At 74.5% G+C, this 26,592-nt stretch carries 25 protein-coding genes; 12 read left to right on the top strand and 13 right to left on the bottom strand.

Translation table 11 applies throughout. The features are described from left to right. The first annotated feature begins 160 nt into the window (after window positions 1-160). The 3 genes from proP to ACZ4M5_RS03560 all read left to right on the top strand — a co-directional run bounded on the left by proP (window position 161) and on the right by ACZ4M5_RS03560 (window position 2,493). The gene (gene proP / locus ACZ4M5_RS03570; RefSeq protein ID WP_467732863.1) at window positions 161-1,657 is read left to right on the top strand and encodes a glycine betaine/L-proline transporter ProP; all 1,497 of its coding nucleotides are present in this window, start codon (window positions 161-163) and stop codon (window positions 1,655-1,657) included. A gap of 108 nt (window positions 1,658-1,765) precedes the next feature. Continuing rightward, complete coding sequence (locus ACZ4M5_RS03565; RefSeq protein ID WP_467732613.1) at window positions 1,766-2,182, top strand: SRPBCC family protein; 417 nt, start codon at window positions 1,766-1,768, stop codon at window positions 2,180-2,182. Window positions 2,183-2,184: 2 nt separating this feature from the next. Then, entirely contained in the window at window positions 2,185-2,493 is a 309-nt protein-coding gene (locus tag ACZ4M5_RS03560; RefSeq protein ID WP_467732861.1) for a hypothetical protein, read from the top strand. A gap of 26 nt (window positions 2,494-2,519) precedes the next feature. On the opposite strand, the gene ACZ4M5_RS03555 is transcribed toward ACZ4M5_RS03560, so the two are convergent. Further along, the gene (locus tag ACZ4M5_RS03555) at window positions 2,520-3,707 is read right to left on the bottom strand and encodes a Rieske 2Fe-2S domain-containing protein (RefSeq protein WP_467732611.1); all 1,188 of its coding nucleotides are present in this window, start codon (window positions 3,705-3,707) and stop codon (window positions 2,520-2,522) included. A 310-nt stretch (window positions 3,708-4,017) separates the two neighbouring features. On the opposite strand from ACZ4M5_RS03555, the gene ACZ4M5_RS03550 reads away from it, so the two are divergent. After that, window positions 4,018-4,662 (top strand): DNA alkylation repair protein, encoded by a 645-nt coding sequence (locus ACZ4M5_RS03550; protein ID WP_467732859.1) that lies wholly within the window; start codon window positions 4,018-4,020, stop codon window positions 4,660-4,662. Between the two features lie 58 nt (window positions 4,663-4,720). Here ACZ4M5_RS03550 and ACZ4M5_RS03545 read toward each other — a convergent pair whose 3' ends face one another. The 3 genes from ACZ4M5_RS03545 to ACZ4M5_RS03535 all read right to left on the bottom strand — a co-directional run bounded on the left by ACZ4M5_RS03545 (window position 4,721) and on the right by ACZ4M5_RS03535 (window position 10,836). Further along, on the bottom strand, window positions 4,721-7,660 hold the full coding sequence (locus ACZ4M5_RS03545; protein ID WP_467732609.1) for a hypothetical protein: 2,940 nt from the start codon (window positions 7,658-7,660) through the stop codon (window positions 4,721-4,723). Between the two features lie 2 nt (window positions 7,661-7,662). Continuing rightward, complete coding sequence (locus tag ACZ4M5_RS03540; protein WP_467732607.1) at window positions 7,663-9,510, bottom strand: HSP90 family protein; 1,848 nt, start codon at window positions 9,508-9,510, stop codon at window positions 7,663-7,665. A 339-nt stretch (window positions 9,511-9,849) separates the two neighbouring features. After that, complete coding sequence (locus tag ACZ4M5_RS03535) at window positions 9,850-10,836, bottom strand: hypothetical protein (protein WP_467732605.1); 987 nt, start codon at window positions 10,834-10,836, stop codon at window positions 9,850-9,852. A gap of 236 nt (window positions 10,837-11,072) precedes the next feature. On the opposite strand from ACZ4M5_RS03535, the gene ACZ4M5_RS03530 reads away from it, so the two are divergent. Further along, entirely contained in the window at window positions 11,073-11,495 is a 423-nt protein-coding gene (locus ACZ4M5_RS03530) for a DUF350 domain-containing protein (RefSeq protein ID WP_398107646.1), read from the top strand. Window positions 11,496-11,567: 72 nt separating this feature from the next. Here the strand turns inward: ACZ4M5_RS03530 and ACZ4M5_RS03525 are convergent, their stop codons facing one another. Then, on the bottom strand, window positions 11,568-12,533 hold the full coding sequence (locus ACZ4M5_RS03525) for a pirin family protein (RefSeq protein ID WP_467732603.1): 966 nt from the start codon (window positions 12,531-12,533) through the stop codon (window positions 11,568-11,570). 143 nt (window positions 12,534-12,676) lie between these two features. On the opposite strand from ACZ4M5_RS03525, the gene ACZ4M5_RS03520 reads away from it, so the two are divergent. The 3 genes from ACZ4M5_RS03520 (at window position 12,677) to ACZ4M5_RS03510 (ending at window position 14,035) form a co-directional block, all read left to right on the top strand. Continuing rightward, window positions 12,677-13,159 carry a MarR family winged helix-turn-helix transcriptional regulator gene (locus ACZ4M5_RS03520; RefSeq protein WP_467732601.1) on the top strand — a complete coding sequence of 161 codons (483 nt, stop codon included), beginning with the start codon at window positions 12,677-12,679 and terminating at the stop codon, window positions 13,157-13,159. After that, on the top strand, window positions 13,156-13,602 hold the full coding sequence (locus tag ACZ4M5_RS03515; protein WP_467732599.1) for a MarR family transcriptional regulator: 447 nt from the start codon (window positions 13,156-13,158) through the stop codon (window positions 13,600-13,602). The genes ACZ4M5_RS03520 and ACZ4M5_RS03515 overlap by 4 nt, the downstream gene beginning before the upstream one ends. A 73-nt stretch (window positions 13,603-13,675) precedes the next feature. Continuing rightward, entirely contained in the window at window positions 13,676-14,035 is a 360-nt protein-coding gene (locus ACZ4M5_RS03510; RefSeq protein WP_467732597.1) for a tetratricopeptide repeat protein, read from the top strand. Window positions 14,036-14,129: 94 nt separating this feature from the next. On the opposite strand, the gene ACZ4M5_RS03505 is transcribed toward ACZ4M5_RS03510, so the two are convergent. Further along, window positions 14,130-15,539 carry a PepSY-associated TM helix domain-containing protein gene (locus ACZ4M5_RS03505; RefSeq protein ID WP_467732595.1) on the bottom strand — a complete coding sequence of 470 codons (1,410 nt, stop codon included), beginning with the start codon at window positions 15,537-15,539 and terminating at the stop codon, window positions 14,130-14,132. 131 nt (window positions 15,540-15,670) lie between these two features. Between ACZ4M5_RS03505 and ACZ4M5_RS03500 the strand changes: the two genes are divergently transcribed. After that, the gene (locus ACZ4M5_RS03500) at window positions 15,671-16,315 is read left to right on the top strand and encodes a peptide deformylase (protein WP_467732593.1); all 645 of its coding nucleotides are present in this window, start codon (window positions 15,671-15,673) and stop codon (window positions 16,313-16,315) included. 37 nt (window positions 16,316-16,352) lie between these two features. On the opposite strand, the gene ACZ4M5_RS03495 is transcribed toward ACZ4M5_RS03500, so the two are convergent. Then, window positions 16,353-17,783, bottom strand: coding sequence for a dihydrolipoyl dehydrogenase family protein (locus ACZ4M5_RS03495; protein WP_467732591.1), 1,431 nt, complete (start codon window positions 17,781-17,783; stop codon window positions 16,353-16,355). Between the two features lie 110 nt (window positions 17,784-17,893). Here ACZ4M5_RS03495 and trxA point away from each other — a divergent pair, with 110 nt between their 5' ends. Further along, window positions 17,894-18,280: a thioredoxin gene (gene trxA / locus ACZ4M5_RS03490; protein WP_333936520.1), complete on the top strand. Its 387-nt coding sequence runs from the start codon at window positions 17,894-17,896 to the stop codon at window positions 18,278-18,280. A gap of 70 nt (window positions 18,281-18,350) precedes the next feature. Here the strand turns inward: trxA and ACZ4M5_RS03485 are convergent, their stop codons facing one another. Then, window positions 18,351-19,394 (bottom strand): LacI family DNA-binding transcriptional regulator, encoded by a 1,044-nt coding sequence (locus ACZ4M5_RS03485; protein ID WP_467732588.1) that lies wholly within the window; start codon window positions 19,392-19,394, stop codon window positions 18,351-18,353. 82 nt (window positions 19,395-19,476) lie between these two features. Beyond that, window positions 19,477-20,145: a TetR/AcrR family transcriptional regulator gene (locus tag ACZ4M5_RS03480; protein WP_467732586.1), complete on the bottom strand. Its 669-nt coding sequence runs from the start codon at window positions 20,143-20,145 to the stop codon at window positions 19,477-19,479. A 130-nt stretch (window positions 20,146-20,275) separates the two neighbouring features. Between ACZ4M5_RS03480 and ACZ4M5_RS03475 the strand changes: the two genes are divergently transcribed. After that, window positions 20,276-20,839: an NAD(P)H-dependent oxidoreductase gene (locus ACZ4M5_RS03475; RefSeq protein ID WP_467732584.1), complete on the top strand. Its 564-nt coding sequence runs from the start codon at window positions 20,276-20,278 to the stop codon at window positions 20,837-20,839. A gap of 90 nt (window positions 20,840-20,929) precedes the next feature. Here the strand turns inward: ACZ4M5_RS03475 and ACZ4M5_RS03470 are convergent, their stop codons facing one another. From ACZ4M5_RS03470 to ACZ4M5_RS03455, 4 genes are read right to left on the bottom strand one after another with little or no spacing between them, the layout of a single operon-like run. Beyond that, complete coding sequence (locus ACZ4M5_RS03470) at window positions 20,930-22,054, bottom strand: XdhC family protein (protein ID WP_467732582.1); 1,125 nt, start codon at window positions 22,052-22,054, stop codon at window positions 20,930-20,932. Then, a complete protein-coding gene (locus ACZ4M5_RS03465; protein ID WP_467732580.1) occupies window positions 22,047-24,179 on the bottom strand; it encodes a xanthine dehydrogenase family protein molybdopterin-binding subunit in 2,133 nt (710 codons plus the stop codon). Before ACZ4M5_RS03465 ends, ACZ4M5_RS03470 begins: the two co-directional genes overlap by 8 nt. Further along, window positions 24,176-25,168 (bottom strand): FAD binding domain-containing protein, encoded by a 993-nt coding sequence (locus ACZ4M5_RS03460; RefSeq protein ID WP_467732578.1) that lies wholly within the window; start codon window positions 25,166-25,168, stop codon window positions 24,176-24,178. The genes ACZ4M5_RS03465 and ACZ4M5_RS03460 overlap by 4 nt, the downstream gene beginning before the upstream one ends. Next, window positions 25,165-25,707 (bottom strand): 2Fe-2S iron-sulfur cluster-binding protein, encoded by a 543-nt coding sequence (locus tag ACZ4M5_RS03455; RefSeq protein ID WP_369197944.1) that lies wholly within the window; start codon window positions 25,705-25,707, stop codon window positions 25,165-25,167. The genes ACZ4M5_RS03460 and ACZ4M5_RS03455 overlap by 4 nt, the downstream gene beginning before the upstream one ends. A 248-nt stretch (window positions 25,708-25,955) precedes the next feature. Between ACZ4M5_RS03455 and ACZ4M5_RS03450 the strand changes: the two genes are divergently transcribed. Then, the gene (locus tag ACZ4M5_RS03450) at window positions 25,956-26,531 is read left to right on the top strand and encodes a TetR/AcrR family transcriptional regulator (RefSeq protein ID WP_467732575.1); all 576 of its coding nucleotides are present in this window, start codon (window positions 25,956-25,958) and stop codon (window positions 26,529-26,531) included. The last annotated feature ends 61 nt before the right edge of the window (window positions 26,532-26,592 follow it).

The raw sequence follows: 26,592 nt of genomic DNA, 5'->3' as shown, positions 1-26,592 counted from the left end.
GACGGGCGGTCAAGTTCCCCGGCCGGGGCGGGGGCACACACCCGCCCCGCGGAGAACACGCTGCGTGATCGACTGTACGCCGCGCGAACGGGTCCGTTTGAGCGCGTGAGTTCGGTGCAGGCGCTGTCGTTGGAAAGACGTACGGCGAAAGGAACCGATGATGGCGGCGACCGGCAAGGACGAGTCGGTGGACCCGGCGGCGGTGAGAAGGCACCGGGTGCTGTTCCGGGCGATCGACCAGCGCCGCCACCCGAAGCTGCGCCGCAGCGACATCACCGTGACCGACGAGGCGGCGGTCAAGCGCGCCACGAAGGCCGCCGCCCTGGGCAACGCGATGGAGTGGTACGACTTCGGCATCTACAGCTACCTGGCGTCGACCATCGGCAGGGTCTTCTTCCCCTCCGGCAACGACACCGCCCAGCTGCTCGGCTCCTTCGCGACGTTCGCGGTGGCCTTCCTGGTGCGTCCGCTCGGCGGCATGGTCTTCGGACCGCTCGGCGACAGGCTCGGCCGCAAGCGCATCCTGTCCCTGACCATGATCATGATGGCGGTGGGCACGTTCGCCATCGGCCTGATCCCCTCGCACGCCGCCATCGGCCTGTGGGCGCCCGCGCTGCTGATCCTCTTCCGCATGGTGCAGGGCTTCTCCACCGGCGGGGAGTACGGGGGCGCCTCGACCTTCATCGCGGAGTACGCGCCCGACAAGCGGCGCGGCTTCTTCGGCAGCTTCTTGGAGCTGGGCACGCTCGCCGGCTACGTCGGGGCGTCCGGCCTCGTCGTCCTGCTGCAGACCCTGCTCAGCGACGAGCAGATGCTGTCCTGGGGCTGGCGCGTCCCCTTCCTGGTCGCGGCCCCGCTCGGCTTCATCGGCCTGTACCTGCGGCTGAAGCTGGACGAGACGCCCGCCTTCCAGAAACTGGAGGGCGGTCAGGTGCAGGCCGCCGACGCGGCCGAGGGGGTGGAGACCTCCGCCACCGCCGACCTGGGCCGGATCTTCACCCGCTACTGGCGGCCCCTGCTGCTGTGCCTCGCGCTGGTCGCGGCGTACAACATCACCGACTACATGCTGCTGTCGTACATGCCCACCTATCTGTCCGACGAGCTGGGCTACGCGACCAACCACGGGCTGCTGATCCTGCTCGTGGTGATGGTGCTGCAGATGTGCGTCATCAACCAGGTGGGCCGGCTGTCGGACCGTTTCGGGCGCAAGCCGCTGCTGATGACGGGCATGCTCGGCTTCCTGCTGCTGTCGGTGCCGTCGTTCCTGCTCATCCGGCAGGGCAGCGTCGTCCTGATCACCCTGGGACTGCTGCTGATGGGCCTGTCGCTGGTGATGATGCTGGGCACGATGTCGGCGGCGCTCCCGGCGATCTTCCCCACCCACGTGCGCTACGGCTCGCTGTCCGTCGCCTACAACGTGGCCACGTCGGTCTTCGGCGGTACGACACCACTGGTGATCACCGCGCTGATCAGCGCGTTCGACTCGACCCTGATGCCGGCGTACTACGCCACGGGCGCCGCGGTCGTCGGTGTCGTCGCCGTGCTGTGCATGCGGGAGACCGCGAACAAGCCGCTGGCGGGGTCCCCGCCCTCGGTCGAGACGGAGGAGGAGGCCACGGAGCTGGTGCAGGCGCAGTCGCCCCAGCCCCGGTTCTGACCCGCCGCCGGGCCCCGTCCGCCGCGGGCGGGGGCCCGCACGGTTGGACCGCTGGCGCGCAGGGAACGCGGAGTGCCGTACGCCGAACGACATGAGGCAGGTGAGGCGATGTCCGAGTACGAACGCTCCCGCACGATGCCCGCACAGCCCGAGCAGGTCTTCGGCCAGGCGGCGGACGTCGACCGGCTCGGCTCCTGGCTCCCCGGGGCCCTGCACGTCCGGCCCGGGGACCTGCCCGCCGTCACCGTGCACGAGGACCGCACGGACGAGGACACCGCCGCGCTGCTGCGCGCACGCCCCGAGCAGATGCGTCTGGAGTGGGGCACCCGCGGGCAGGGCTCCTACGCGGGCTGGCTCCAGGTCGCCGGGATCGACAGCGGCGCCAGCGAGGTGACGGTGCACCTGTCGTTCTTCGACGACGGGCACGACCCCGGTGAGCGGGCCGCGGGTGAGGCCCTGGACTCGAGCCTGCGGCGGCTGGAGGAGCAGGTGCGGCTGCGCGCCGAGCACGAGACGGGCCCGTGAGCGTGGCACGCACCCGGCAGTACTCGGTGGCCGCGTCCGGGCAGTGGACCGACGAGGAGGAAGGCCGACGGCGGCTGCCCTCCGGAGAGGTCCACGCCTGGGAGCCGGGCCGCAACGAGACCGTGTGCGGCCTCTCCCTCAGCCGCTCCCGGCTGACGCGCCTGCCGCACGTGAACTGGGTCGACACGTTCCCCGAGTCCGGCGGGGCGGCGGACCGGGTGCGGCGCCAGTGCCCGCGCTGCGCCTCGGTGGCGGGCCGCCGGGGACCCGACGCCCGCCCGCGCTGGCAACGGACGAACCCCCGCCCCTGACGCCCCGCCCCTGACGCGCGGGAGGCTCAGCGGGCGGAGCCGGTCGCCGGACCCGCCCCGTCCGGGCCGTCGCACGGCCCGGACGCGCCGCACCCGGCGGCCCGGGGACGGATCGGCACACCGTTGGCGCGCAGCACCTCGCGCACGTCCAGGATCAACGAGAACACCTCACGGTTGCGGTCCTCGCCCTGCTCGTCCCAGGCGCGCTGCTCGGCCTCGACGGCCATGCGGTCCTCGGCGAACACGCGCTCGGTGAAGCGCCGGATGAACGGCCGGGCCAGGCGCAACGCGCCCGGAACCCTCGGTTTCTCGATCATCAGCAGGCCGTAGGTGTGGCAGCGGCGCTGCTCGGCGTCCTCGGGCACGTAGGCGGCCCACAGGCGGAAGGCCGGCCGCTGCGCGTTCTCCGGGACCAGGTCGAGGGTCTGGTAGGGGTACTCGGTGCGGATCGTCATGACGTCGCTGGAGTCGTTGCCGCCCAGGCCCTCGGCGGCGAGCAGGCTGGCGCCGCGGTTGCGTCTGCCGCCGGTGTGGGTGAACAGGTACCTGGCCTCCACCGACCGGGCGTCGGCCCGGTGAGAGAGCAGCTCCGGGCGGAGCCGGCCGACGACACCGCGATGCAGGAACTGGTGGTTCATGTCGAGCAGGTTCTCGTGCATGAACGAGTAGTGGCAGTTCACGGTCCGGGAGTACGTCATCGTCGCGTACCGCGGGGAGCCGTACGCCGGCAGGTGGGGCAGCGGGGTGCCGTCCGCCTTGTCCGGGTCGCCGGGGAAGACGAAGACCAGGCCGTACGCCTCCCGGACCGGGTAGCCCCGCACCCCGCGCGGTGGCCGTCCGTCGCCCTTGGACAGGTAGGGGATCTGCGAGATGCGCCCGTCGCCGCGGTAGGCCCAGGCGTGGTAGCAGCAGCGGAGGGTCTCGCCCTCGACGACCCCCATGCTCAGCGGCACCTGACGGTGGGCGCACCGGTCCTCCAGCGCGTACGCGGTGCCACCGGCCCCGCGGTACAGCGCGATCCGCTCCCCGGCGAACGCGGTCGCGCACGTCCGGCCTTTGCGCACCTTCCGGGACTCGGCGAGGGGGTACCAGTGGTCGGGGTGCGCCCCGATCCGCCGCAGGTCGGCGACGCCGGGGCTGGTGTCGCGGTGCGGCGAGGGCCGGCTGCTCCCGGCCGCGGCGCGGGCGGCTCCGGCCTCGTGGGTCTCGGTCATACCTCTCCCTCGCGGGTCCCGGTCCTCGGGCATGGGCGGCGTGAGCCGGTGCCCCCGTCGGCCGGTCCCCGGGGCTACGGGCGCCCGGGCGGCCACGCCCCATCCTGACGCCCGCGGCCCACCGGCGCCCTGCCCGGCGCGTGCGGACGGGTGAGGGCCCCGGCGGCCGGGCGGGCCCGGCCGTCGACCCGCGACCGCGCAGGCGCGTTCCGGGCCGATCCGGCCGGCGTCGTAGGCTCGTCCTCCGCAGCGGGGAGAGGAGGCCGGGGTGGCCGGGACGACACCGGACGGGACGACGGTCGCCGAGGTGATGGCCGAGCTGGCCGCGATGGAGGACCCCAGGGTCCGCGCGGTGAACGAGAGGCACGGCGACGACTACGGCGTGAACCTGACCCGGCTGCGCGCGCTGGCCAAGCGGCTGCGGACGCAGCAGGACCTCGCGCTCCGGCTGTGGGAGACGCGGGACGGCGCGGCGCGGCTGCTGGCGCTGCTGATCTGCCGGCCCAGGGCGTTCGGACGGGACGAGCTGGACACGATGGTGCGCGAGGCGCGCACCCCCAAGGTCCACGACTGGCTCGTGAACCACGTGGTGAAGAAGAGCCCGCACGCCGAGGAGCTGCGCCTGGCCTGGTTCGCCGATCCGGACCCGGTGGTGGCGAGTGCGGGCTGGGCGCTGACCACGGAACGGGTGGGGAGGAAGCCCGAGGGCCTCGACCTGGCGGGGCTGCTCGACCTGGTCGAGGCCGGGATGAAGGACGCGCCCGGCCGTCTGCAGTGGGCGATGAACCACTGTCTGGCGCGCATCGGGATCGAGCACCCCGAGCACCGGGCCCGGGCGGTCGCCATCGGTGAGCGCCTGGGTGTGTTCGAGGACCGTCCCGTCTCCCCGGGCTGCACCTCCCCCTACGCCCCCGTCTGGATCGCCGAGATGGTGCGCCGCCGGGGCGACGGGTAGCGACCGGGCCGCGCGGTGCCGGGGCGGGTACCGCGACGGCACCGCGGGCGGCCGGGGGTCAGTCCTCGTCGTGGAGCCGGGCCGCGAGGCTGATCAGGGCCTGCGCCTCCGCCGGGTGCCCGAGCGCGGTCAGCCGGGTGACGGCCGCGTCGAGGCGGGCCAGGGCGGGGGCGGGACGCTCCAGGTAGAGGCCCTCCACCGCTCCCGCCAGACGGACGCACTCGGCCCACTCCCCGGCGCGCTCGTCCTGCGGTCCGGGCTCGCCGAGCAACGCCAGGGCCTTGTCGAGCGCGGCCAGGGCGTCCTCGTAGGCGCCCGCGTAGGCGTTGACCCGCCCGTGCTCGTACGCCAGGGCCGTGTCCAGGGAGCGGCCGTGCGGCTCGTGGCCGGCCGCGCGGGCCTCGTCGGCGACCCGGGCGGCGTCGTCCAGGAAGGCGCGGGCCGCCTCCAGCCCGTCGGGGCCCTGCTGCTGCGCCTGGAGCCGGGCGAGTTCGCGCAGGCAGTTGCTGAGCTGCTCGTAGCGCGGGTCGCGGGCGTGGGCGGCGAGGGCCCGGTCCGCCGCCTCGCGGGCCCGGCCGAACTCCCCGGACTCGGCCAGCAGCACGGCCGTCTCCCCGGCGATCATGGCGTGGCTGCCCGGGTCGTCGTCCCAGCCGGCCGACTCGGCCGCGAGGGCGACGAACTCCGTGGTGGCGGCCTTCAGGTCGTCCCCCGCGTGCAGGGCACGGGCGCGGGTCAGGCGCAGCTGGGCGGCGAGCCGGTCGTCCAGCTCGCCGGCGGCGACGGCCGGGTCGGCGAGCAGCGAGTCGAGCAGTGCGATGCAGTCCTCGACCCGGCCGAGGTCGAGGCTGAGCTGCGCGGCGTTGGAGTAGGTGCAGTACGCGTCGGTGCGGCTGCCGCGCCGGAGGTCCGCCTCCGCCGAGCGCGTCAGATGCCGCAGGGCCTCCTCGGGGCGGCCCAGGTGCATGCAGGCCTCGGCCAGGTCCGCGTGGAGGCGGCCGGTGTCCATGGCGTCGGCCGGCCAGTCGGCGGCCCGGCGCAGGCCTTCGGTGAGGTCGGCGTGGGCGGCCTCGGCGTCCCGCAGGCCGAGCTGGATCCGGCCGCGCAGACCGAGCGTGCGCGGCAGGTGCCAGGCGGGCCCCTGCTCCGTCAGCCGGGCCTTCAGCTCGTCGAGGTCGGTGACGGCGGCGGGCAGGTCGCCGGACAGGGCGTGGGTGGTGGCCCGCAGCAGCAGGGCGGCGGAGATCTGCCCCGCCAGGTCGTGCCGCACGGCGAACGCGTGCAGGGCGTCGACCTCGGCGAAGACCGGCGCGATGTGCTCCTCGTCGTGCGTGGTCTGCAGGCGCAGCGCCAGCGCGGTGACGCGCAGCCGCAGCATCCGGGCCTCCAGGTGGGGCGTGAGCCCGGGGGTCTGCTCATGCAGGCGGACGACGGCCGCGTGCGCCGAGGTCAGCGCGGCGGCCCCGGCCTGCGGCCCGTCGTCCGCGCCCCCCGTGGGGCGCCCGGCCCCGGCGATCAGGGCGCAGGCGCGGGCGAGCGCCGCGTGGCCGGGCAGGTCCGCGTCGTCGTAGAGGCCCGCGGCCTCCTCGTGCAGGGCGACGGCCTCGGCGAAGTCCTCCCGCTCACCGGCGCGGCTCGCCTCGTCGGTGAGCAGGTCGGCGCGCAGCCGCACGAGCGGGCCGACCGCCGGGTCGGCGGGGTGGGCGTAGTCGCGGGCGGCGACGAGGGTGCGCAGCCGGTCCCAGCAGGCGTGGGCGTCCGGGTGGCCCTGCTCCTCCGCGGCGCGTGCGCGCAGGATGAGGTCGGGCAGTTCCTCGGGGACGGCGGCCGTGCGGCCGGCGGGCGCGGTGACCGGGGCGGCCGGGGTGACGTCGTCGAGGGTGCGCGGGCGCAGGGTCAGTTCGAGGGCGTCCAGCAGGGGGGCGCGCTCCAGCCGGTCCCGGCGGCGGTCGGAGTGGGTGGTGGTTCCGTTGCGGGCGTCGAACCGGGCGGCGAGGTCGTCGGCCCGGCCGCGTACCTCGGCGCGCAGCTCCGCGACGGTCCAGGTGCGTCCCGCGTATCCGGCGGCGGGCAGGCCGCCGTGGCCGAGGGCCTCGACGCGCTGGAGGAGCACCTCCACGCCGGTGAGGAAGTCGAGCTGGTCCAGGGGCGAGTCGACCTCGTCGAAGAGGGTGCGGTTCTCGGCGAGCAGTTCCAGGCCGCGGGCCTCGTTCCCGGTGAGCGCGCAGAACTCCAGGTGCCGGCCGGTCTCCGCGGACATCGCGGGGTTGCGGCGGCAGCCGCGGTAACCGGCCAGGTGCAGTTCCCTGGCCCGGTCCGCGCCGCCGGTGCGCAGCAGGGGCAGCAGGGCGTACGACAGGGAGCGGGCGGGTTCCTCCTGGCAGGACTCCTTGCCGGTCAGGACGGGCTCCCAGGTGCGCAGCGCGCGTGCGTCGTCGCCCGCCCCGAGGTGGTACAGGGCGCGGTCGCAGATCTCGCACGCCTCGCAGTCGCTGAGCCGGGTGCGGGTGCGGCCCGCCCACAGTTCGAAGGCGAGGGCGGTGTCCTCGCCCACATGGGCGGCGAGTTGGTAGGCCTGGCCGTAGTAGGGCTGGAGGCCGTGACCGGCCTTCTCGTAGCGGTCGCGCATCTCGGTCAGCCACTGGCGCAGGCTGGCCAGCGGTATCTCGGGCAGGGCGCGCAGGGCGTTGGACACCCACTTGAACCGCCAGAACAGGGTGTGGCGCAGCCGTTCGTCGAAGACGTCGGGCTGTTCGTCGAAGAGGTTCAGCAGCCGGGCGAAGACGACGGGTGACTTGCGGGGCTCGGAGCCGTAGGTGTACGCCTCCTGCAGTTCCAGGAGGGCGTGGACCAGCGGGAGGGGCTCGTCGAACTGCTCGGCGGCGTCGGCGAGTTCCTCCGCGGTGACCGTGCGGGTGCGGCCGTAGGGGCGGCGGCCGTTCTCCCGGAGCGCCTGGTACAGCTCGTCGGTGCTCTGGGGGTGGGGTGCGGTGGGCATCGTCAGCTGTCCTTGCGCAGGGCGTGGGCGAGAAGGTCGAGGAAGGAGCGGTTGATCAGGCTGGACTCGGCGGGCCTGAGCGGGCGCCGGGACAGCATCACGGCCTGCCCGTAGAGGGCTTCGGCGCTGGTGCGGGCCAGTTCGGGCTCGTCGATGGCGACGGCGGTGCGCACCAGCGGGTTGAGCTGGTTGAGGATCAGCTGGGCGCGGGGGGCCTCCTGGCGCAGGGCGCCGAGGATGTCGCCCCACAGGCCGCCCTCCTGCTCGCGGGCGAGCCGAGAGCGGGTGCGTTCGTGCCGGGCCTCGCGGCTGTCGACGAGGAGGGCGGGGGCGGAGGCGGGCTGGAAGGTGCGCAGCGCGACGTCGCAGTCGAAGACGGCGAGGGCGTCGCGGGCCCGGGCGAGGTAGGCCGCGGCGGCGAGTTCGGTCTCCCGGTCGACGGGGTCGAGATGGGCGGTGAGGGTCTCGGGGTCGAGGTCGGCGACGCTCGCCCCGGGCCGGATCTCGGGCAGCCGGTGGACCAGTTCGCGGTCGTAGGTGTAGCCGCCGTTGACGACGCCGAGCCCGGCGGCGGAGGCGATCGCGGCGACCTGCCGGAACTCCTCCACGGTCGACGTCACGAGCACGGTGGGGTGGGTGCGCGCGAACTCGTCGAGGGTGGTGTGCCCGTCGGTGGTCTCGAACGGCAGCCACGGCAGGAGCATGCGCAGGATCTCGTCGTCGTGCACGGCGAGCGACTTCACGGCGAGGTGATGCGCCTGGAGGAAGCGGTGGAGCAGGTCCGGGTCGCTGGCGGCGGCCCGGGCGATCCAGTCGCGCAGCCGCCCGGCGAGGGCGTCGCGCACGGCGGCGAGGGTGTCGTCCTCGTAGAGGGACTCGCGGGAGGCGGTCGGGCGCAGGCTCTCGGCGTCGACGACGCAGCGGACGAAGAAGGCCCAGTCGGGCAGGATCTCCTCGGCCTGCTCGGACAGCAGCATGCCCTTCACGTGCACGCGGTGACCGTGGCGCCGCCCGGCCGGCACCGCTTCGGGAAGTACACAGGCGATGCCCTTGAGACCCACGGCCGGCAGGTCCAGTTCGATCGTGTCCAGCGGCCGGAAGCCGAAGACCTCCTCGCCGTACTCCGCCAGTGCCCGGGCCCGGGCCCCCGGGGTCGGGTGGGTGCGGGACCAGGGCGCGGGCTCGGGGTTGACCGAGGTGCCGGGGCCGCCCGTGCCGTCGTCGAAGGTCACCGGGTGGCGCAGCAGGGAGCCGAAGTGGCGGGCCAGCGCGTGGACCCGGCCGGGGCTCGTCCACTCCCCCGCGTCGGTGCGCGGTGTCAGGGTGACGGTGGTGCCTGGCGCCGGGCGGGCGGAGGCGGGCAGGGTGCGGACGGTGTAGCTGCCGTCGCCGCGGCCCCGCCACTCGACGACCGGGGCGCCGGGGGTGCGGGCGGAGCGGCTCAGGACGTGGATCTCGTCGGCGACCAGGAAGCAGGAGAGCAGCCCGATGCCGAACTGGCCGATGAAGTCCCCGCGTTGCTCGGCGATCCGGTCCGCGCGCTTGCTGCTGCGGCCGATGGTGGCGAGGAACGCGTGCACGTCGGCCTCGGTGAGACCGACGCCGTCGTCCTCGACGCGGACCACCGATCCGTCGGCGTACAGACGGACGCCGAAGTCGTCGGCGGGGGCGTCGGGTTCGAGGGCGTGCCGGGCGGTGAGCGCGTCCACGGCGTTCTGCATCAGCTCGCGCAGGTAGACGCGGGGGCTGGAGTAGAGGTGGTGGGAGAGGAGGTCGACGAGGCCGCGCAGATCCACCTGGAAGGTGCGGTCGGCGCCGGCCTCGTGCGCGGCGGTGTCGGGCAGATTCATCGGCAGTCCGGGGTCGGGAAGGGCCAGTGGAAGGAGAGTGCGGGGCGGACGGTGGACGCGGGGGCGGTGCCGGTCGGGCACGGGGTGCCCGGCGCGGCGGTACGGGCGGCCGGGCGAGGGGCTCAGCCGGCCGGCGCACGGGCCGGGAGGTGCTGCGGTGCGGGCGGTGCGCCGGCCGGGAGCGACCGGGAGGTGTGGACGGTACGCCGGCCGCGAGCGACCAGGAGGCGCGGCGGTCCGCCGGCCGGGACGTCCCGGGGGCGGGTCACTCGGCCCCGGTCGTCGGCTGCCCGGCGCGGGATCCCGCGGCGTGCACGCCCCGGCGGTGACCCGGACGGGTCAGGCGCGGCGGTGGTGGCGTGCGAACTGCTTCTCCGGCTCCGCGAAGTACGACCAGGGCCAGTCGGTGTAGGCGCCGTCCAGGGTGTGGAAGACGCGCCGGACCGTGTGGCGTTCGCCGGCCAGGGACAGGGCCATGGCGAAGATGTGGAAGTCGTGCTGCCAGCCGAGCGGCCACGCGTAGGCGGGGTGCAGGATGCTGTGGTCCGCCGCCTCGCGCAACCGCGCCCGGATCTCGTCCGTCTCGAGGTGGTCCCCGCGCCCGGCCTCGACCCACTCCTCGATGTACGCCATGGGGAGCACGCAGCCGAGGCGGTGCCCCTGCGGGGCCGCGGCGAACGCGTCCTGGGCGAAGGCGAGGGCCTGTCCCGGCTCGCCGCCCCAGCGGGGCTGGAGCTGGGACAGCCACGCGAGGTGGACCTGGAGGTTCAGCGGGTCGCGGCGCAGGGCGGCGTCGCGGCGGGTCTCGGTGACGGTGGAGCCCAGTGACATGCCGCGGCCGGAGGTGAGCAACTGGCGCCACGGCGCGATCCATTCCGGTCGCAGCTCGGCTGCTTCGAGCAGCTGCTCCTCGGCGATCTCCAGCCGCTCGTGGAAGACGCGCCACTGCTCGCGCGTGACGTCGGAGGCCCGTGCGGCGGTGCGCGCCTCCCAGCCCCAATGGATGTGACGCGCCCCGGAGATGAGCAGGGCCGTCGCCCGCTGCTCCTTGTCCTCCTCCACGGCCCGCGCGATCCAGTCCTGCACACCGTCCAGTTCGACGATCTCGCCCAGCACCGCGAGGTCGCGTCCGAGGTCGAAGGGGGCCAGCGCCGCCTTGACGGCTTCCCAGTCACCGGCGTCCGCGGCCTCCACGAGCGCCAGTACACGCGCGTCGCCGAGGGCGCGCAGCCGGTATGTCCCGCCCCGCTGCCTGCGCGGGACCGGGAGGGCGTGCGGATCCGCCACCGGTCTCTCCGCGTCCCTGCCGAACAGCTTGCCGAACATGCCGCGCCCTCCCCTGGTACCGCGTGATCATCGGGGTGCAGCATAAGCGGACCCACCGACAGGCCCTCCACCGGGTTTTCACGCCGGTTTCACGCCTCCCACCTCGGCGATCACCCCCGCCGAGGTCGAACGAGTGCGCTAGATTTTGCTCCGCCTTGACCGCGATCCCTCAGATCCCTCAGATCCCTCAGATCCTCAGATCGTTCGGATCCCTCAACCATCGGAGCAGCCTCCCCATGAGCGACATCGTCAACGGACTCGGCCGGGCCACCGCTTACGGCGGGCTGGGCCTGGTCCTGCTGGTCCTCGGCATCGTCCTGGTCGACGTGCTGACGCCCGGGAAGCTCGGCCGGCAGATCTGGGAGCAGCGCAACCGCAACGCCGCCCTGGTGCTGAGCTCCGCGCTGCTGGGCATCGGGGGCATCGTCTTCACGTCCATCTGGACCACCTACGACGACTTCGGCAAGGGCCTGCTGTCCACCGCCGCGTTCGGTCTGCTCGGCCTGGTGATGATGGCGGTGGCGTTCCTGGTGGTGGACCTGCTCACCCCGGGTCGCCTGGGCGAGGCCCTGGTCGAGGAGGAGCCCCACCCCGCGGTCTGGGTCACGGCCTCCTGCAACCTGGCCGTCTCGGCGATCCTCTCGGCGTCCATCGCCTGACGGACCGTCGCCGCGCGGGCGGACGCGGGCCCCGGCCCGGGCCCCCGACCCGGGCCCGCGTCACGTTCCGGGTCAGCGCACCCTGCCCCGCGCCTTCAGGGGCGTCATCGGCAGCTCGGGGGCGGGTAGCGGATCACCCTCGTAGCCCTTCACCTCGCCGAACCGTGTCCCCTCCGTCCAGTCCCGGCGGGCCTGTTCGATCTCCTCCTGGGAACGGCCGATCCAGTTCCAGAACATGACGAGCTCCTCCTCGAACGGCTCGCCGCCCAGGAGCATCAGGCCCGCGTCCGACTCGGCGCGCAGGGGCAGTTCGGAGCGGCCGCAGCCGAGGTAGAGCATCGAGCCGGGCAGGACCGGCACGCCGTCGACGTGTGCCTCGCCGGACATCGACAGGACGGCGTACTCGAAGTCCGGCTCCAGCGGCAGCCGGACGTCCGCGCCCCGGGCCAGGGCCAGGTCGGCGCCGACGATCGGCGTGTGGGCCGTGCCGGGTGAGGTGGCCCCGTCGAGGTCGCCGAGGATCAGTGTGGCCGAGAGGCCGGGCGCCGTGACGACCGGCAGTCCGGCGTGGTGCTCGAAGCGCGGCTCGGTGTGCCGGTGGCTGTCGGGCAGCGCCACCCACAGTTGCGCGCCGTGCAGGAGGCGGGCGTGCTGGCGCGGGCTCTCCTCGGAGTGGCTGATGGCCCGGCCGGAGGTCATCAGGCCCAGTTCGCGCGGGCGGACGGTCTGCAGGCTGCCGGTGGAGTCGCGGTGCAGCACCTCCCCCTCGTGCAGCCAGCTCACGGTCTGCAGCCCCATGTGGGGGTGGGGCGGCACCTGCATGCCCGGCTCGTCGGCGATGTCGTCGGGCCCGTAGTGGTCGACGAAGCACCACGCCCCGATCATGCGGCGGCCCAGGTTGGGCAGGAGCCGCCGGACGTCGGAGGACTCGCCCAGCCGTACCCGGCGGGGACTGAGGAGTTCGCGCACCGGCTCCGCCACGACGAAGCCCCGGCCACCGCACACCGCGGGGACCGCCTCGCGCTCGAGATTGCTCATGGCGCACAACCTAGTGCGGCCGGACGGCTCGCGTCTGCGCGTCGTCCGGGCGTACCTGCCGCGACCGGACGGCCGGCTCCGGCCCGCGAGCCCGAGCCCGGAAACAGTAGCCATGTACATAGTAGCCATGTACAGTTTTTCTCATGAGAAGAGGTACGGAAGGCGGGACGCCGGGCTTCCTGGTGTGGCGGCTGTCCATGAAGTGGCGGGTGGCGGTCGACCGTGCCGTCGCCCCACTCGGGCTGACCCACGCGCAGTACTCGCTGCTGGCCTCCCTGCACGGCATGCAGCGCGGCGGGGAGCGCCCCAGCCAGCGCCGGCTCGCCGACCACACGGGTCTGGAGCCGCTGTACGTGTCGAAGCTGGCCCGCGCGCTGGAGACCGCCGGGTTGCTGGAGCGCACCCGACACCCGCGCGATCCGCGCGCGGTGCAGCTGGCGCTGACCGAGCAGGGACAGGACGTCACCCGGCGGGCGATCGCCGTCGTCCACCGGCTGCTCCAGCAGCTCCTGGACCCGCTCGGCGGCCTGGACGGCACGCGCACCCGCGCCTTCGTCCGGGATCTCACCGCCCTGCTCGACGCACCGCTCGACCCCTTCGCCGACCATGAGACGGAGCAGCCATGACCATCGACACACCCCCGCTGAACCCGCGTGTCATCGCCCTGGCCCACTACGCGGGCCGGGCGGTCCTGGAGAGCGTGCTGACCCGGCTCGGGCTCACCTTCCAGCAGTCCGTCACCCTGCGGCTCGCCGCCCTCGCCGACGGGCCCGTCGGGCGGGAGGAACTCGCCGGCGGCGTCACCGGCGCGCTGAAGACCGGCGCCGCCGAGGCGCACGGCGTGATCGGGGAACTGGTCACGGCCGGACTCCTCACGCCGGAGGACACGGCCGGGGTGCGCATCACGGACGCCGGGCGGGAGGCGTACACGAGGGCCTCCGGCGAGACGGCGCCCTACTCCGCCCGGATCTACGCGGGCATACCCGAGGAGGACCTGGCCGTCGCCGGGCGGGTGCTGACCCTGATCACCCGGCGGGCCGAGGCCGAGCTGGCGGCGCTGCCCGGGTGACCCCCGACGGGCCCGGCCGAGCCGTGGAATACCGGACGCGGGGGGCGGGTTGACGGCCTCGAAGGAGGCACGAGTGAACACGACCCACGACACCGCGTACTACGCGCACGGCACCCCGGCGGAGCGCTGGGAGCGCGCGCAGCTGTTCTTCGACGCCAAGGACTACACCGCCGCCGCACGGGTCCTGTCCGGCCTGGTCGAGGAGGTGCCCGAGCAGACCGGCCCCCGGCTGCTGCTGGCGCGCTCCTATTACCACTCGGCCCAACTGCGGCGTGCCGAGACCGAGTTGCGCACGATCGTGGAGCGGGACCCGGTGGAGCACTACGCCCGGCTGATGCTCGGCCGCACGCTCCAGCGGCAGAACCGGCACGAGGAGGCCGAGTCCCACCTGCGGATCGCCTCCGCACTCGCGGGCGACTTCGCGCAGGACTGAATCCCCCGCGTGAGGGCGAGAGGCCCGGCTCCTCGGGGAGCCGGGCCTCCGCATGCCGGGGAGTTCCGCACCGGGCGCGGAGCCCTCCGGCTCGCTACCTCGCGGGCGCGCCGGTGCCGTACGACCGGCGCCCGCGCCGGTGGGCGATCTCACCCAGCAGGATGTCGACGGCGAGGAACACCGCGAGCGGGATGCCGAACAGGGGCAGGAAGTAGCCCAGTACGGCGACCCCGGCCAGCAGCGGCACCAGGATCTGGGGAGGCACCTGCTGCCAGGCGCCGCGCGGGATCGGCCGGCCGAAGGCGCTGCCCCGGCCGCGCTGCCACCACATGCGGTAGCCCCAGACGATCAGCAGGATCAGGGACAGGGTCAGCGCCATCAGCAGGAGCTGGTTGGCGAGGCCGAACAGGACGCCCGTGTGCAGGTCGATGCCCCAGCGGGTGAGCTTGGCGAGCACCGGGTGGTCGGCGAACCGCAGGACGTCGGTGACCTGCCCGCTCGCCGGGTCGACGGCGACGGCGTCCTGCTTCGTCGGCCAGCCCCGGCCCACCTGCTTGACGACGTAGGCCGAGTTCGCGTCGGCGGGCGGGACGATCTCCACCGGGTCGGTGAGCCGTTCGGCCCGCGCGGCCGCCAGGACCTTGTCCAGGCCGACCCCGTGGGAGGCGTCTCCCGTCCGCCCGGCGGCCGCACCGTGACCGGAGTGCTCACCGCCCGCTGCGGCCGACACCGACGGGGTCGCGTGCCCCAGGGAGGTCCGCACCTCGTCGATGGTGGCGCCGGCGTAGGCCGACCAGGTCAGCCCGGTCGCCGACAGGAAGACGAAGCCGGTCGCGGCCCACACGCCCACACTGCCGTGCAGTGCGAGGGTGCGGCGCCGCCCCTTCGTCCCGCGGACCGTGCGCAGGGCCCGGCGGCGGGAGAACCACAGCACCAGCCCACCCGCCGAGATCACCCACAGCCAGCTGGCCGCCAGTTCGCTGTACAGCCGCCCGCTCTCCCCCAGGTGCAGATCCCGGTGGAACTCGTCGATCCAGGTGCGCAGCGGCAGCGCGCCGCTCGAGCCGTACTGTTCGAGGGCGCCGCGCACCTGCGCGGTGTAGGGGTCGACGAAGACGGCCATGGTGTGGCCCTCGTCGACGCCCGGGACGCCGGACAGCATGACCCTGGTCGTCGCGTCGGCCTCCGGCGAGGGGCGCACCGCCGAGATCGTGCCCTCCGGGTGGGCCTTGCGGGCGGCGGCCACCTGCTCGCTTATGGGCAGCTTCCGCTCGCCCACGGGGACGGTCAGCTCGTGCTCGTACACGAGCTTCTCGGCCTGGAACGAGGCCGCGTACAGCAGGCCGGTGACGGCGGCGACGAGGAGGAAGGGTGCCACCAGCACACCGGCGTAGAAGTGCAGCCGGAGGATCAGCGGGCGCAGGGGGGCCCAGCTGCTCCGGGCCGGTGCGGGGGCGTCTGGTTGGGGGGCCTCGTCCGTGGTGGTCGAGGGAGCGGTGGTCATCGGCGGGCTTCTCCGGGGGACGTCTCGGGCCGTTGTGGTGCAGGAGTCGGGGCGCGGGGCCGTCCAGTTCCCGGCAGGGGTGTGTGATGTGCGCCACACGAGGGTGGGGGGTGCCGTGTCATCCTGGCGCGATGGGAACTCCGAGCGAACACGCACCCCTGGCCGAGCGGGTGGAGGAACTCCTCGCCGCTGGCGGCCCGTTGGCCATCGTCGCCGCGGGAGATCCGGTGCTGCGGCGTGCCGCCGAGCCCTACGACGGCCAGCTGGGCCCGGAGTTGTTCGCCCGGTTCGTCGAGGCGCTGCGGGTGACCATGCGGGCGGCACCCGGCGTGGGGCTGGCCGCGCCGCAGGTCGGTGTCGGTCTCAGGATCGCGGTGATCGAGGACCCGGCACCGGTGCCCGAGGAGGTGCGGCTCGCGCGGGGACGGGTGCCGCAGCCGTTCCGGGTGCTGGTCAACCCCTCCTGCGAACCGGCCGGTGACGCCCGGGCGGCGTTCTTCGAGGGGTGCCTGAGCGTGCCGGGCTACCAGGCGGTGGTGGCGCGGCCCGCCCAGGTGCGGCTGACCGCCCGGGACGAGGACGGGCGGGCCCTGGACGAGGTGTTCACCGGCTGGCCCGCCCGGATCGTGCAGCACGAGACGGACCACCTCGACGGGATCCTCTACCTGGACCGCGCCGAGCCGCGGTCCCTGTCGTCGAACCAGGCGGCGGCCGAGCGCTGGGCGCAGCCGACGCCGGAGGCGGCCGCCCGGGCACTCGGCTTCACACTGCCGTAGGCGGCCGCCCGGGCGCTCGGCTTCACACTGCCGTAGGTCAGGCGTCCCGGTAGGCCTCCAGCAGGCGCAGCCACACCTCGCTGATCGTCGGATAGGACGGAACGGCGTGCCACAGGCGGCCGACCGGGACCTGCCCGGCGACGGCGATCGTCGCGGAGTGGATCAGCTCGCCCACGCCGGGGCCGACCAGGGTGACCCCGCGCAGGATCTCGTCCTCCAGGTCCACGACCATGCGGGCGCGGCCCTTGTAGCCGTCGGCGTACAGGCCCGCCCCGGCGACGGAGGACATGTCCACGTCGACGGCCTTCACGCGGTGCCCGGCCTGCTCCGCCTCGGCGAGCGACAGCCCGACGGCCGCCGCCTCCGGGTCGGTGAAGACCACCTGGGGGACGGCGCCGTGGTCGGCGGTCGCCGCGTGCGCTCCCCAGGGCTCGGCCGCCGGCTCCTCGCCGGTGGCCCGGGCGGCGATGGCGGCGCCGGCGATGCGGGCCTGGTACTTGCCCTGGTGGGTGAGCAGGGCGCGCCGGTTGACGTCGCCGACCGCGTACAGCCAGTCGTGGCCCCTCACGCGGAGGCTGTCGTCGACCGGCAGCCAGCTGCCGGGGTCGAGACCGATGGTGTCCAGCCCGATGTCGTCGGTGCGCGGGGCGCGGCCGGTGGCGAAGAGGATCTCGTCGGCCTCGATGCGCTCACCCTGGTCGGTGACGGCCACGACGGTGCCGTTCTCGCGGGTCACGGACTCCACCGAGACGCCCGTGCGGATGTCGGCGCCCGCCTCGGTGAGCGCCTCGGCGACGAGTTCCCCGGCGAAGGGCTCCATGCGGGGCAGCAGGCCCTTGCCGCGGACGAGCATGGTCACCCGGGAGCCGAGGGCCTGCCAGACGGTGGCCATCTCGGCGGCGACCACCCCGCCGCCGACGACGATCAGACGGCCGGGCACGGCCTGGGAGCCGGTCGCCTCCCGGCTGGTCCACGGCTTGACGGCGTCGATGCCGGGCAGGGCGGGCAGTGCGGCGCGGGTGCCGGTGCAGACGGCCACGGCGTGCCGGGCGCTCAGGACGGTCTCGGTGCCGTCGGGTCGGGTGACCGTGACCGTGCGGGGGCCGGAGAGCCGGCCGTGCCCGCGGTGGAGGTCGGCGCCGGTGGACTCCAGCCACTGGACCTGGCCGTCGTCGTGCCAGTCGGAGGTGTAGTAGTTCCGGTGGGCGAGGACCGCGGCGGAGTCGAGGGGGCCCTGCACCGCCTGGCGGAGCCCGGGCACGCGCCGGGCGTCCGCGCGGGCGATGACCGGCCGCAGCAGGGCCTTGCTGGGCATGCACGCCCAGTAGGAGCACTCGCCTCCGACCAGCTCGCTCTCCACGACCGCGGTGGTCAGCCCGGCGGCGCGGGTGCGGTCGGCGACGTTCTCCCCCACGGGCCCGGCCCCGAGGACCACGACGTCGTACGTGTTGGTTTCCGTTTCCGTCATGGGGTCAGTCTGGTGGGTGGTGTGCGCCCTGGCCACATGGGTAGGGGCGCGGAATACGTGCCCGGCCGGCCGTGTTGTGCCGACGGCTTGACCCCACACCAGGAAGAGGGATGAACGCCATGAGCACCGTGGAGCTCACCAAGGAGAACTTCGACCAGACGGTCACCGACAACGAGTTCGTCCTGATCGACTTCTGGGCGTCCTGGTGCGGGCCGTGCCGGCAGTTCGCGCCGGTCTACGAGAAGGCGGCGGAGGAGAACCCGGACCTGGTGTTCGGCAAGGTGGACACCGAGGCGCAGCCGGAGCTGGCCGAGGCCTTCGGCATCCAGTCGATCCCGACGCTGATGATCGTGCGCGACCAGGTGGCCGTGTTCGCCCAGCCGGGAGCCCTGCCCGAGGCCGCCCTGACGGACGTCATCGGGCAGGCCCGGAACCTGGACATGGACGAGGTCCGCAAGGCGATCGCCCAGCAGCAGGCCCAGCAGCCGGGCGAGTGACCCGCGGGGAGCCCCGTCCCCCGGGCGGGGCCCGGCCGCCCGGCCCGAGCCCCCGCGGCCGGTCCGGGGGTCAGCTCGATTCGCGGTGCAGGACCGTCGCACCCAGCACCTTGTGGGTCTCCGGTTCGGTGCCGGGCCGGCGGACCGCGCGGTCGACCAGTTCGGCCAGTTCCCGGCCCGACGGCAGCTTCAGCCGGACCGTGCTCAGCCGCGGCCGCAGCAGCCGTCCCAGGACGAGGTCGTCGGCGCCGATCACGGCCGTCTCCTCGGGGATGCGCACACCCTCGTCCTGCAGGGCCCGCATCAGCAGCATCGCGTACTCGTCGTTGTACGTGAACACCGCGTCCAGGCCGAGGTGCCGCCAGCGGGCGGCGAGCCGCGCCGCCTCCTGTTCGTCGTAGGCCAGCGGCAGTTCGGTGACCGTGGCGTCCGTGCCGCGCACGGACTGGCGCACCCCGTCGAGCCGGGGTGCGGAGAACGCGTCCAGGCCCGGTTCCTGCGGGACGACCACGCCGATCCGGCGCCGGCCGCGGTCGTACAGGTGGGCGCCCGCGCTGTGCCCGACGACGTCGTGGTCCATGAGCAGGGCGTGCGCGCCCTCGATGGTCTCGGGGCCGAGGGTGACCACGGCCCGGGCGCCGGAGCGCTTGAGCACGGCGACACCGCGCGGGCCGAGTCCGGAGCCGGGCACGAGCACGGCCACGGGCCGCAACTCGGCCCAGGCGCGGGCGGCCTCGTCCCCGTGCGGGCCGCCGGTGCCGTACTGCACGACCGTGTAGTCCAGGGCGCCGAGCGCTCCCTGGAGGTCGGTGAGGAACCGGCTGTAGAGGGGGCCGACGGGGAAGGTCGGCGCGGGGATCAGCACCATGCGGCTGTGCCCGGCGCGCAGGCTGCGGGCCGCCGCGTGCGGGACGTACCCGAGTTCCCTGGCGGCGTCGTGGACGCGGCGCCGGGTGGGCTCGCTGATCCGCACGGCGCCGGTGTTGTTCAGGACGTAGGAGACGGTCGCGCGCGAGACGCCGGCCAGGCGGGCCACGTCCGCGCTCGTGGGCACCGAGCGCGACGGGGTCGGGGGCGCGGGCGTTTTCGGTATCTGCACCATGACGTACGGCATCTTGGCAGAAGCCCCAACGCGCGCTTCCGCCGGGGGAGTTGTGAGGATGCCGTGAGCGCTCCCGGTCCGGCGCGAGGCGCGCTCAGCTCGTGGCGCCCGTCCCCGTCACCCGGTCGACCAGGTCCGTCCAGGCCGCCTCCAGCCGGGCCAGGGGCAGGCCGCGCTGCCTGGTCAGGTGGTGGATCAGGGCCGGGTCGAGCTGGCCCATGAGGGTGTGGGCGAGCAGCTCGCTGTCGGCCTCGGGGACCGCCTGCCGCAGCAGCATCGCCACATGGTGCTGCAGGACGCGGCGGGGCGGGGCCACGAAGCGGCGCCCGGCGTCCGGCTCGGCCGCCAGCTGCAGTTCCAGTTCGTCGGCCGACCTGCGCAGCGACGCCCGGCCGAACGCCCGCAGCCGTTCCACCGGCGGCGCTCCCGGTCCGAGCGGGGGCGGGCCGGAGAGGAACGCGGCCTGGAACTTCCGCTCGGAGTGGTCGAGCAGCGCCGTGAGCAGGCCCGTGCGGTCGCCGAAGCGGCGGAAGACCGTGCCCTTGCCGACGCAGGCCGCCGCGGCGACCGCCTCCATCGTGACGGCGTCCGCGCCGCGCTCCGCCACCAGCCGGGCGGCGGCCTCCAGCAGCCGGGCGCGGTTGCGGGCGGCGTCGGCGCGCAGGCAGGGCTCGTCCGCCTCCAGGGCGGGGCCGAGCTGGAGCAGCTCGGGGTGGTCGACGGGCTCCTGGGGCGTCGGCAGGGGCGGTGGAACGGCGGACATGAAGCCAGCGTAAAGCATCGGGAACAAAACTGGACCGCGGTCCGGTTAGGATGCTACAAACGAAAAAGCGGACCCCGGTCCGGATCGCGACCTCAGCTTGAGAGCACCCTTTCCTTACGTAGGAGTCAGCATGTCTGTTCGTATCCTCGCCCTCGTCGGCAGCCTGCGCGCCGGTTCGCACAACCGCCAGCTCGCCGAGGCGGCCGTCAAGCTCGCGCCCGAGGGGGCCGAGGTGGAACTGTTCGAGGGCCTCGCCGAGATCCCCTTCTACAACGAGGACATCGACGTCGAGGGCGGCGTCCCGGCCGCCGCCGCGAAGCTGCGCGAGGCCGCCGGTACCGCCGACGCCCTGATCCTCTTCACGCCCGAGTACAACGGCACCATCCCGGCCGTGCTGAAGAACGCCATCGACTGGCTGTCCCGCCCGTACGGCGCCGGTGCCCTCAGCGCCAAGCCGGTCGCCGTCATCGGCACCGCCTTCGGCCAGTACGGCGGTGTCTGGGCGCACGACGAGACCCGCAAGGCCGTGGGCATCGCCGGCGGCAAGGTTCTGGAGGACGTCAAGCTCTCCATCCCCGGCTCGGTGACCCGCTTCGCCGAGACGCACCCGGCCGACGACGCCGAGGTCGCCGGACAGCTGACCGAGGTCATCAGCCACCTGCAGGGCTTCGTCACGGAGCCGGCCGCGGCCTGACCCCGCCCGCACCCCCGCGCCCGGAGGGGCCGGGACCGTCGACGGTCCCGGCCCCTCCGGCGTGTCCGCGCCCTGCCGCGGGCGGACCGCTCAGGCCGGCTGCGGCTGCCTGTCCGGCCGGTGGATCGGGGCGGCCGTGCCGGTGAGCGGGGCGCCCGTGCCGCCGTGCCGCTGAGCGATGATCTCCGCCGCGATGGACACGGCGGTCTCCTCGGGCGTACGGGCGCCCAGGTCCAGCCCGATCGGGGACCTCAGCCGGGCCAGCTCGCGCGTGCCGACGCCCGCCTCCCGCAACCGCCGTTCCCGGTCCTCGTGGGTGCGGCGCGAGCCCATGGCGCCGATGTAGGCGGCCGGCCGGCGCAGCGCCTCCGTCAGCAGGGGCACGTCGAACTTGGCGTCGTGGGTCAGCACGCACAGCACCGTGCGCGCGTCGGTGCCCGTGCGCCGCAGATACCGGTCGGGCCAGTCGACGACGACCTCGTCGGCGTCCGGGAACCGGGCCCGGGTGGCGAAGACCGGCCGGGCGTCGCACACCGTGACGTGGTAGCCGAGGAACCGCCCCGCCCGCACGAGCGCCGCCGCGAAGTCGATCGCGCCGAAGACGATCATGTGGGGCGGCGGCACGGCCGACTCCACGAGCAGGGTGACACCCCCCGGGCAGAGCGTGCCGTCCTCGGAGAGCTCCACCGTGCCGGTCCGGCCCGCGTCCAGCAGCGCACCGGCCTCGGCGCGCGCGGTGCGGTCCAGCTCCGCTCCGCCGCCGAGTCCGCCCTCGCAGGAGCCGTCGGGACGGACCAGCAGGGCCCGGCCGAGCAGTCCGGCCGGGCCCCGGGCCACCCGGGCCAGGGCCACCGGCTCACCGTCCGCCGCGGCGGACAGCGCGGCCGCGTGCACCGGCCGCCCCGCGGAGTACGGGACGACCAGCACGTCGATCGTCCCGCCGCAGGTCAGCCCCACGGCGAAGGCGTCCTCGTCGCTGTAGCCGAACCGCTCGGTCAGCGGCTCGCCGTCGCGCAGGGCCTGGCGGCACAGGTCGTACACGGCGCCCTCGACGCAGCCCCCGGAGACCGAGCCGAGCGCCGCGCCTCCGGCGTCGACGGCCAGGGCCGCCCCCGGCGGGCGCGGGGCGCTCCCGCCGACGGCGACGACGGTGGCGACGGCGAAGTCCCGGCCCTCCTCGGCCCAGGCGTGCAGGGCCCCGGCCAGATCAAGCATCGCCACCCGCCGCCAGGACGCGGTCGGGCCGGATCGGCAGGTCGCGGTGGCGCACGCCGGTCGCGTGCCACACCGCGTTGGCGATGGCGGCGGCCGCCCCCACGATGCCGACCTCGCCGATGCCCTTGATGCCGACCGGGTCGTCGGGGTCGGGGTCGTCGACCCAGTCGGCCTCGACGTGCGGGACGTCGGCGTGCGCGGCGACGTGGTAGCCGGCCAGGTCGGCACCGTAGACACCGCCGCTCGCCGGGTCCCGGACGGCCTCCTCGTGCAGAGCCATGGACAGGCCCCAGATCATGCCGCCGACGAGCTGGTTGCGGGCGGTGAGCGGGTTGACGATCCGGCCGGCCGCGAAGATCCCCAGCATGCGGCGCACCCGGACCTCCCCGGTGGCCGGGTCGACGGCGACCTCGGCGAACTGCGCCCCGAAGGAGTGCCGTTCCTTCTGCGCGAGCGCGCCGACGGCCTCCGTCGTGTCCGACCGTACGGTGATGCCCTGCGGCGGGATCTCCGCGCCGGGCGCGAGGCCGCGGCGCAGTTCCGCCGCCGCGGCCGTGACGGCCCAGGCCCAGGACCGGGTGCCCGCGGAACCGCCGGCGATCATCGCGGGGCCGAGGTCGCTGTCGCCGATCCGCACCAGCACGCGATCGGTGGGCACCTCCAGGGCGTCGGCGGCGACCAGCGTGAGCGCGGTCCGGGCGCCGGTGCCGATGTCGGCGGCGTTGATCCGGACCGTGAAGGTGCCGTCGGCCTCGGCCGTCACTGAGGCCGTGGAGGGCATGGCCATCGCCGGGAAGGAGGCGGCCGCGGTGCCCGTGCCGAGCAGCCAGCGCCCCTCGCGGCGCACGCCCGGGCGCGGGTCGCGCTCCGCCCAGCCGAACCTGCGGGCCCCCTCCCGGAAGCAGGCGATGAGGTTCCGCCCGGCGAACGGCAGTCCCGAGACCGGACCCACGGCGGGTTCGTTGCGCAGGCGCAGGTCGATCGGGTCGACACCGCACTTCTCGGCGAGTTCGTCGAGCGCCGACTCCAGCGCGAACGAGCCCGGCGCCTCGCCCGGGGCGCGCATCCAGGTCGGGGTGGGGACGTCGAGCCGCACCAGCCGGCTGACCGTGTGATGGGCGTCGGCGGCGTACATCGACCGGCCGGCCGAGGCGCTCGGCTCGACGAACTCGTGCACGGTCGAGGTCTGGTTCAGCGAGCGGTGCTCCAGGGCGCGCAGCCGCCCGTCCGGATCGGCCCCGAGGCGGACGCGCTGGGCGGTGGGACTGCGGTAGCCGGCGAGCGAGAACATCTGACGGCGGGTCATGACGACCCGCACGGGCCGGTGCAGCACGGTCGCGGCCATCACGGCGGCCACCTGGTGGGCGCGTACGCCCTTGCTGCCGAAACCGCCGCCGACGTGCTCGGAGCGCACCCGCACGGACCCGGGGTCGAGGGAGAACAGGTTCGCGAGCTCCCCCGCGACCCACTGGGTGCCCTGGTTGGAGTCGACGACCTCCAGCCGGCCGCCTTCCCAGCGGGCGGTCGCCGCGTGCGGCTCCATCGGGTTGTGGTGCTCCTCCGGGGTGGTGTACGCGGCGTCCACCACGACGGCGGAGGCCGCGAGTTCCCGGTCCAGGTCGCCCTTCTCCACCGCGGCCGGCATGTGCCCGTCGACCGCGTACGCCTCGGCCTCACGCCCCGCCGAGAACGCCACGTCGTGCGGCTCCTCGGCGTAGTGCACGACGAGCGACTCGGCGGCCTCCCGGGCCTGTTCGGACGTCTCGGCGACGACCAGGGCCACCGGCCAGCCCAGGTGGGGCACCCGGTCGTGCTGGAAGAGGGCGGTGCCGGGATCCGGCGGGGTGCCCATCATGCCGACGAAGTCGGTTTCGACGCGCGGGGCGTTGTGGTGGGTGAGCACGGTGAGCACGCCGGGCATCGCGAGCACCGTGTCGATGTCCAGGGCCCGGACGCGGCCACGGGCGACGGTGGACAGCACGAGCCAGCCGTGGGCGAGTTCCGCGAAGGGGATCTCTCCGGCGTACCGCGCCGCGCCGGTGACCTTGTCACGGCCCTCCACCCGGGTGTGGGCGGTGCCGGTCACCCGCCGGGCGGCGGACCGGCCGGTGGTGGCGGTGGTCATCGGGCGGCCTCCTCGGCGAGTTCGCTGAGGACGGCCACGACGAGGTTGCGCATCAGGGTCACCTTGTATCCGTTGCGGGGCAGGGGCCGGGCGGCCGCCAGTTCGGCGTCCGCGGCGGCCGCGAAGGTCTCGGCGCCGGCCGGGGCGCCGGTCAGGACGCGTTCGGCCTCGACCGCCCGCCAGGGCCGGGAGGCCACGGCGCCGAAGGCCAGGCGCACGTCGTGCACGACGCCGTCCCTGAGGTCGAGGGCGGCGGCGACCGAACCGATGGCGAAGGCGTACGAGGCACGCTCGCGCACCTTGCGGTAGCGGGAGTTGGCCGCCGTGGCGCCGGGCGGCAGGGTGACCGCGGTGACGAGGGCGCCTCGCGGCAGGGCGGTCTCCCGGTGCGGTGTCTCCCCCACCGGCAGGTAGAGCTCGGCGATCGGCAGCTCGCCGGGTCCGTCCGCCGTCTCGTAGGACACGCGGGCATCGAGGGCGGTCAGGGCCACGGCCATGTCGGAGGGGTGGGTGGCGACGCAGTGACCGGAGGCGCCGAGGATGGCGTGATTGTGGTGCTCACCGGTGAGGGCGGGGCAGCCGCTGCCCGGATCGCGCTTGTTGCAGGGTGAGTTGACGTCGGTGAAGTAGCCGCAGCGGGTGCGCTGCAGCAGGTTGCCGCCGACCGTGGCCATGTTGCGCAGCTGCCCGGAGGCGCCGGCCAGGACCGCCTGGGCCAGGGCCGGGTAGCGGCGCCGGACCTCGGGGTGGGCGGCCAGGTCGCTGTTGGTGACGGTGGCGCCGATGCGCAGTCCGCCCTCGGGCGTGGACTCGATCCGGTCCAGCGGCAGTTCGCGCACGTCGACGAGCCTGGCCGGCCGTTCGACGCCGGTCTTCATCAGGTCGACCAGGTTGGTGCCGCCGCCCAGGAAGCGGGCGTCCGTGTCGCCGTCGAGCAGCGCGACCGCGCCGGCCACGTCGTAGGCGCGGTGGTAGCCGAACTCCCTCATGCCGCCGCTCCGTTCGCCTCGGCGGCGCGGGCCACGGCCTGGACTATGGACACGTACGCGCCGCAGCGGCACAGGTTGCCGCTCATCCGCTCGCGGATCTCCTCGGGGGTCAGGGGCGGTGGTCCCGCCTCCGGCCGCAGGTCGGCGGTGGCGGCGCTCGGCCAGCCCGCGGCGTGTTCCTCGATGACGGCGATGGCCGAGCAGATCTGACCGGGGGTGCAGTAACCGCACTGGAAGCCGTCGAGGTCGAGGAACGCCTGCTGCACCGGGTGCAGCCGGTCGCCGTCGGCCACGCCCTCGACGGTGGTGATCTCGCGCCCCTCGGCCGCGACCGCCAGCTGGAGGCAGGCCACGCTGCGGCGGCCGTCGACCAGGACGGTGCAGGCGCCGCACTGCCCCTGGTCGCAGCCCTTCTTGGTGCCGGTCAGGTCGAGCCGTTCCCGCAGGGCGTCGAGCAGGGTGGTGCGGTGGTCGACGGTCAGCGTGTACTTCTCGCCGTTGACGGACAGGGTGAGGTCGCTGGACGTCGATGAGGCCATGGAAGCCTTCTCTCTCACGTGGTGAGGCGGGTCGGGGTCGGGCGTGGGCGCCGCGGCTGGCGGCGCCGGTGCGCGAGCGGGCAGGATGCGGGGCAGGTGGGCCGCGTCCGGCCGCCCCGGGCTGTCCCGCACGGGCGGCACGCCGATACGATGGGAACAAGCGGACAGTTGTCCGTTACCCGGAAACGTAACGGACAACTGTCCGCTTAACAAGGACCGGGTTTCGGCCATCACCGCGAGGAGGGTCCGTGGGCCAGAACAGGGAAGTGCCCCTGCGCTCGGACGCGCAGCGCAACCGCGCGCGCATCCTGGAGGTGGCCCTGGCCGAACTGACCCGCTCGTCCGACACCCCGCTGAGCACGATCGCCAAGAAGGCCGGCGTGGGACAGGGGACCTTCTACCGCCATTTCCCCACCCGCGAGGCCCTGGTCCTGGAGATCTACCGCCACGAGATGCAGCAGGTCGCCGACACCGCGGCCACGCTGCTGTGCGGCCGGGAACCCGACCGGGCGCTGCGTGAGTGGATGGACGCGCTGGCCCGGTTCGCCATGACCAAGGCGGGGCTGGCCGACGCGATCCGGCAGGCCACCGGCGCACCCGGCGCGCAGAAGCCGGGCCACGCCCCGGTGACGGAGGCGGCCGAGTGCCTGCTGCGGGCCGCCGAACAGGCCGGCACCATCCGCCCGGGGGTCACGGTGGACGACCTGTTCCTCGCCATCGGCGGCCTGTGGACGCTCGATCCGCACAGCGACTGGCAGCCCCGGGCGACCCGCCTGCTGGACCTGGTCATGGACGCGCTCCGGGTCGGGGCGCCGGGCCGCTGACGGGTCCGGGCCGCCGGCACACCGCGCAGAAGTGGGTTCGGGCCGCCGGCACTCCGCGCAG

This window comes from Streptomyces sp. NPDC026246 (assembly GCF_055567995.1).
This window is presented reverse-complemented; position numbering and strand designations above follow the sequence as displayed.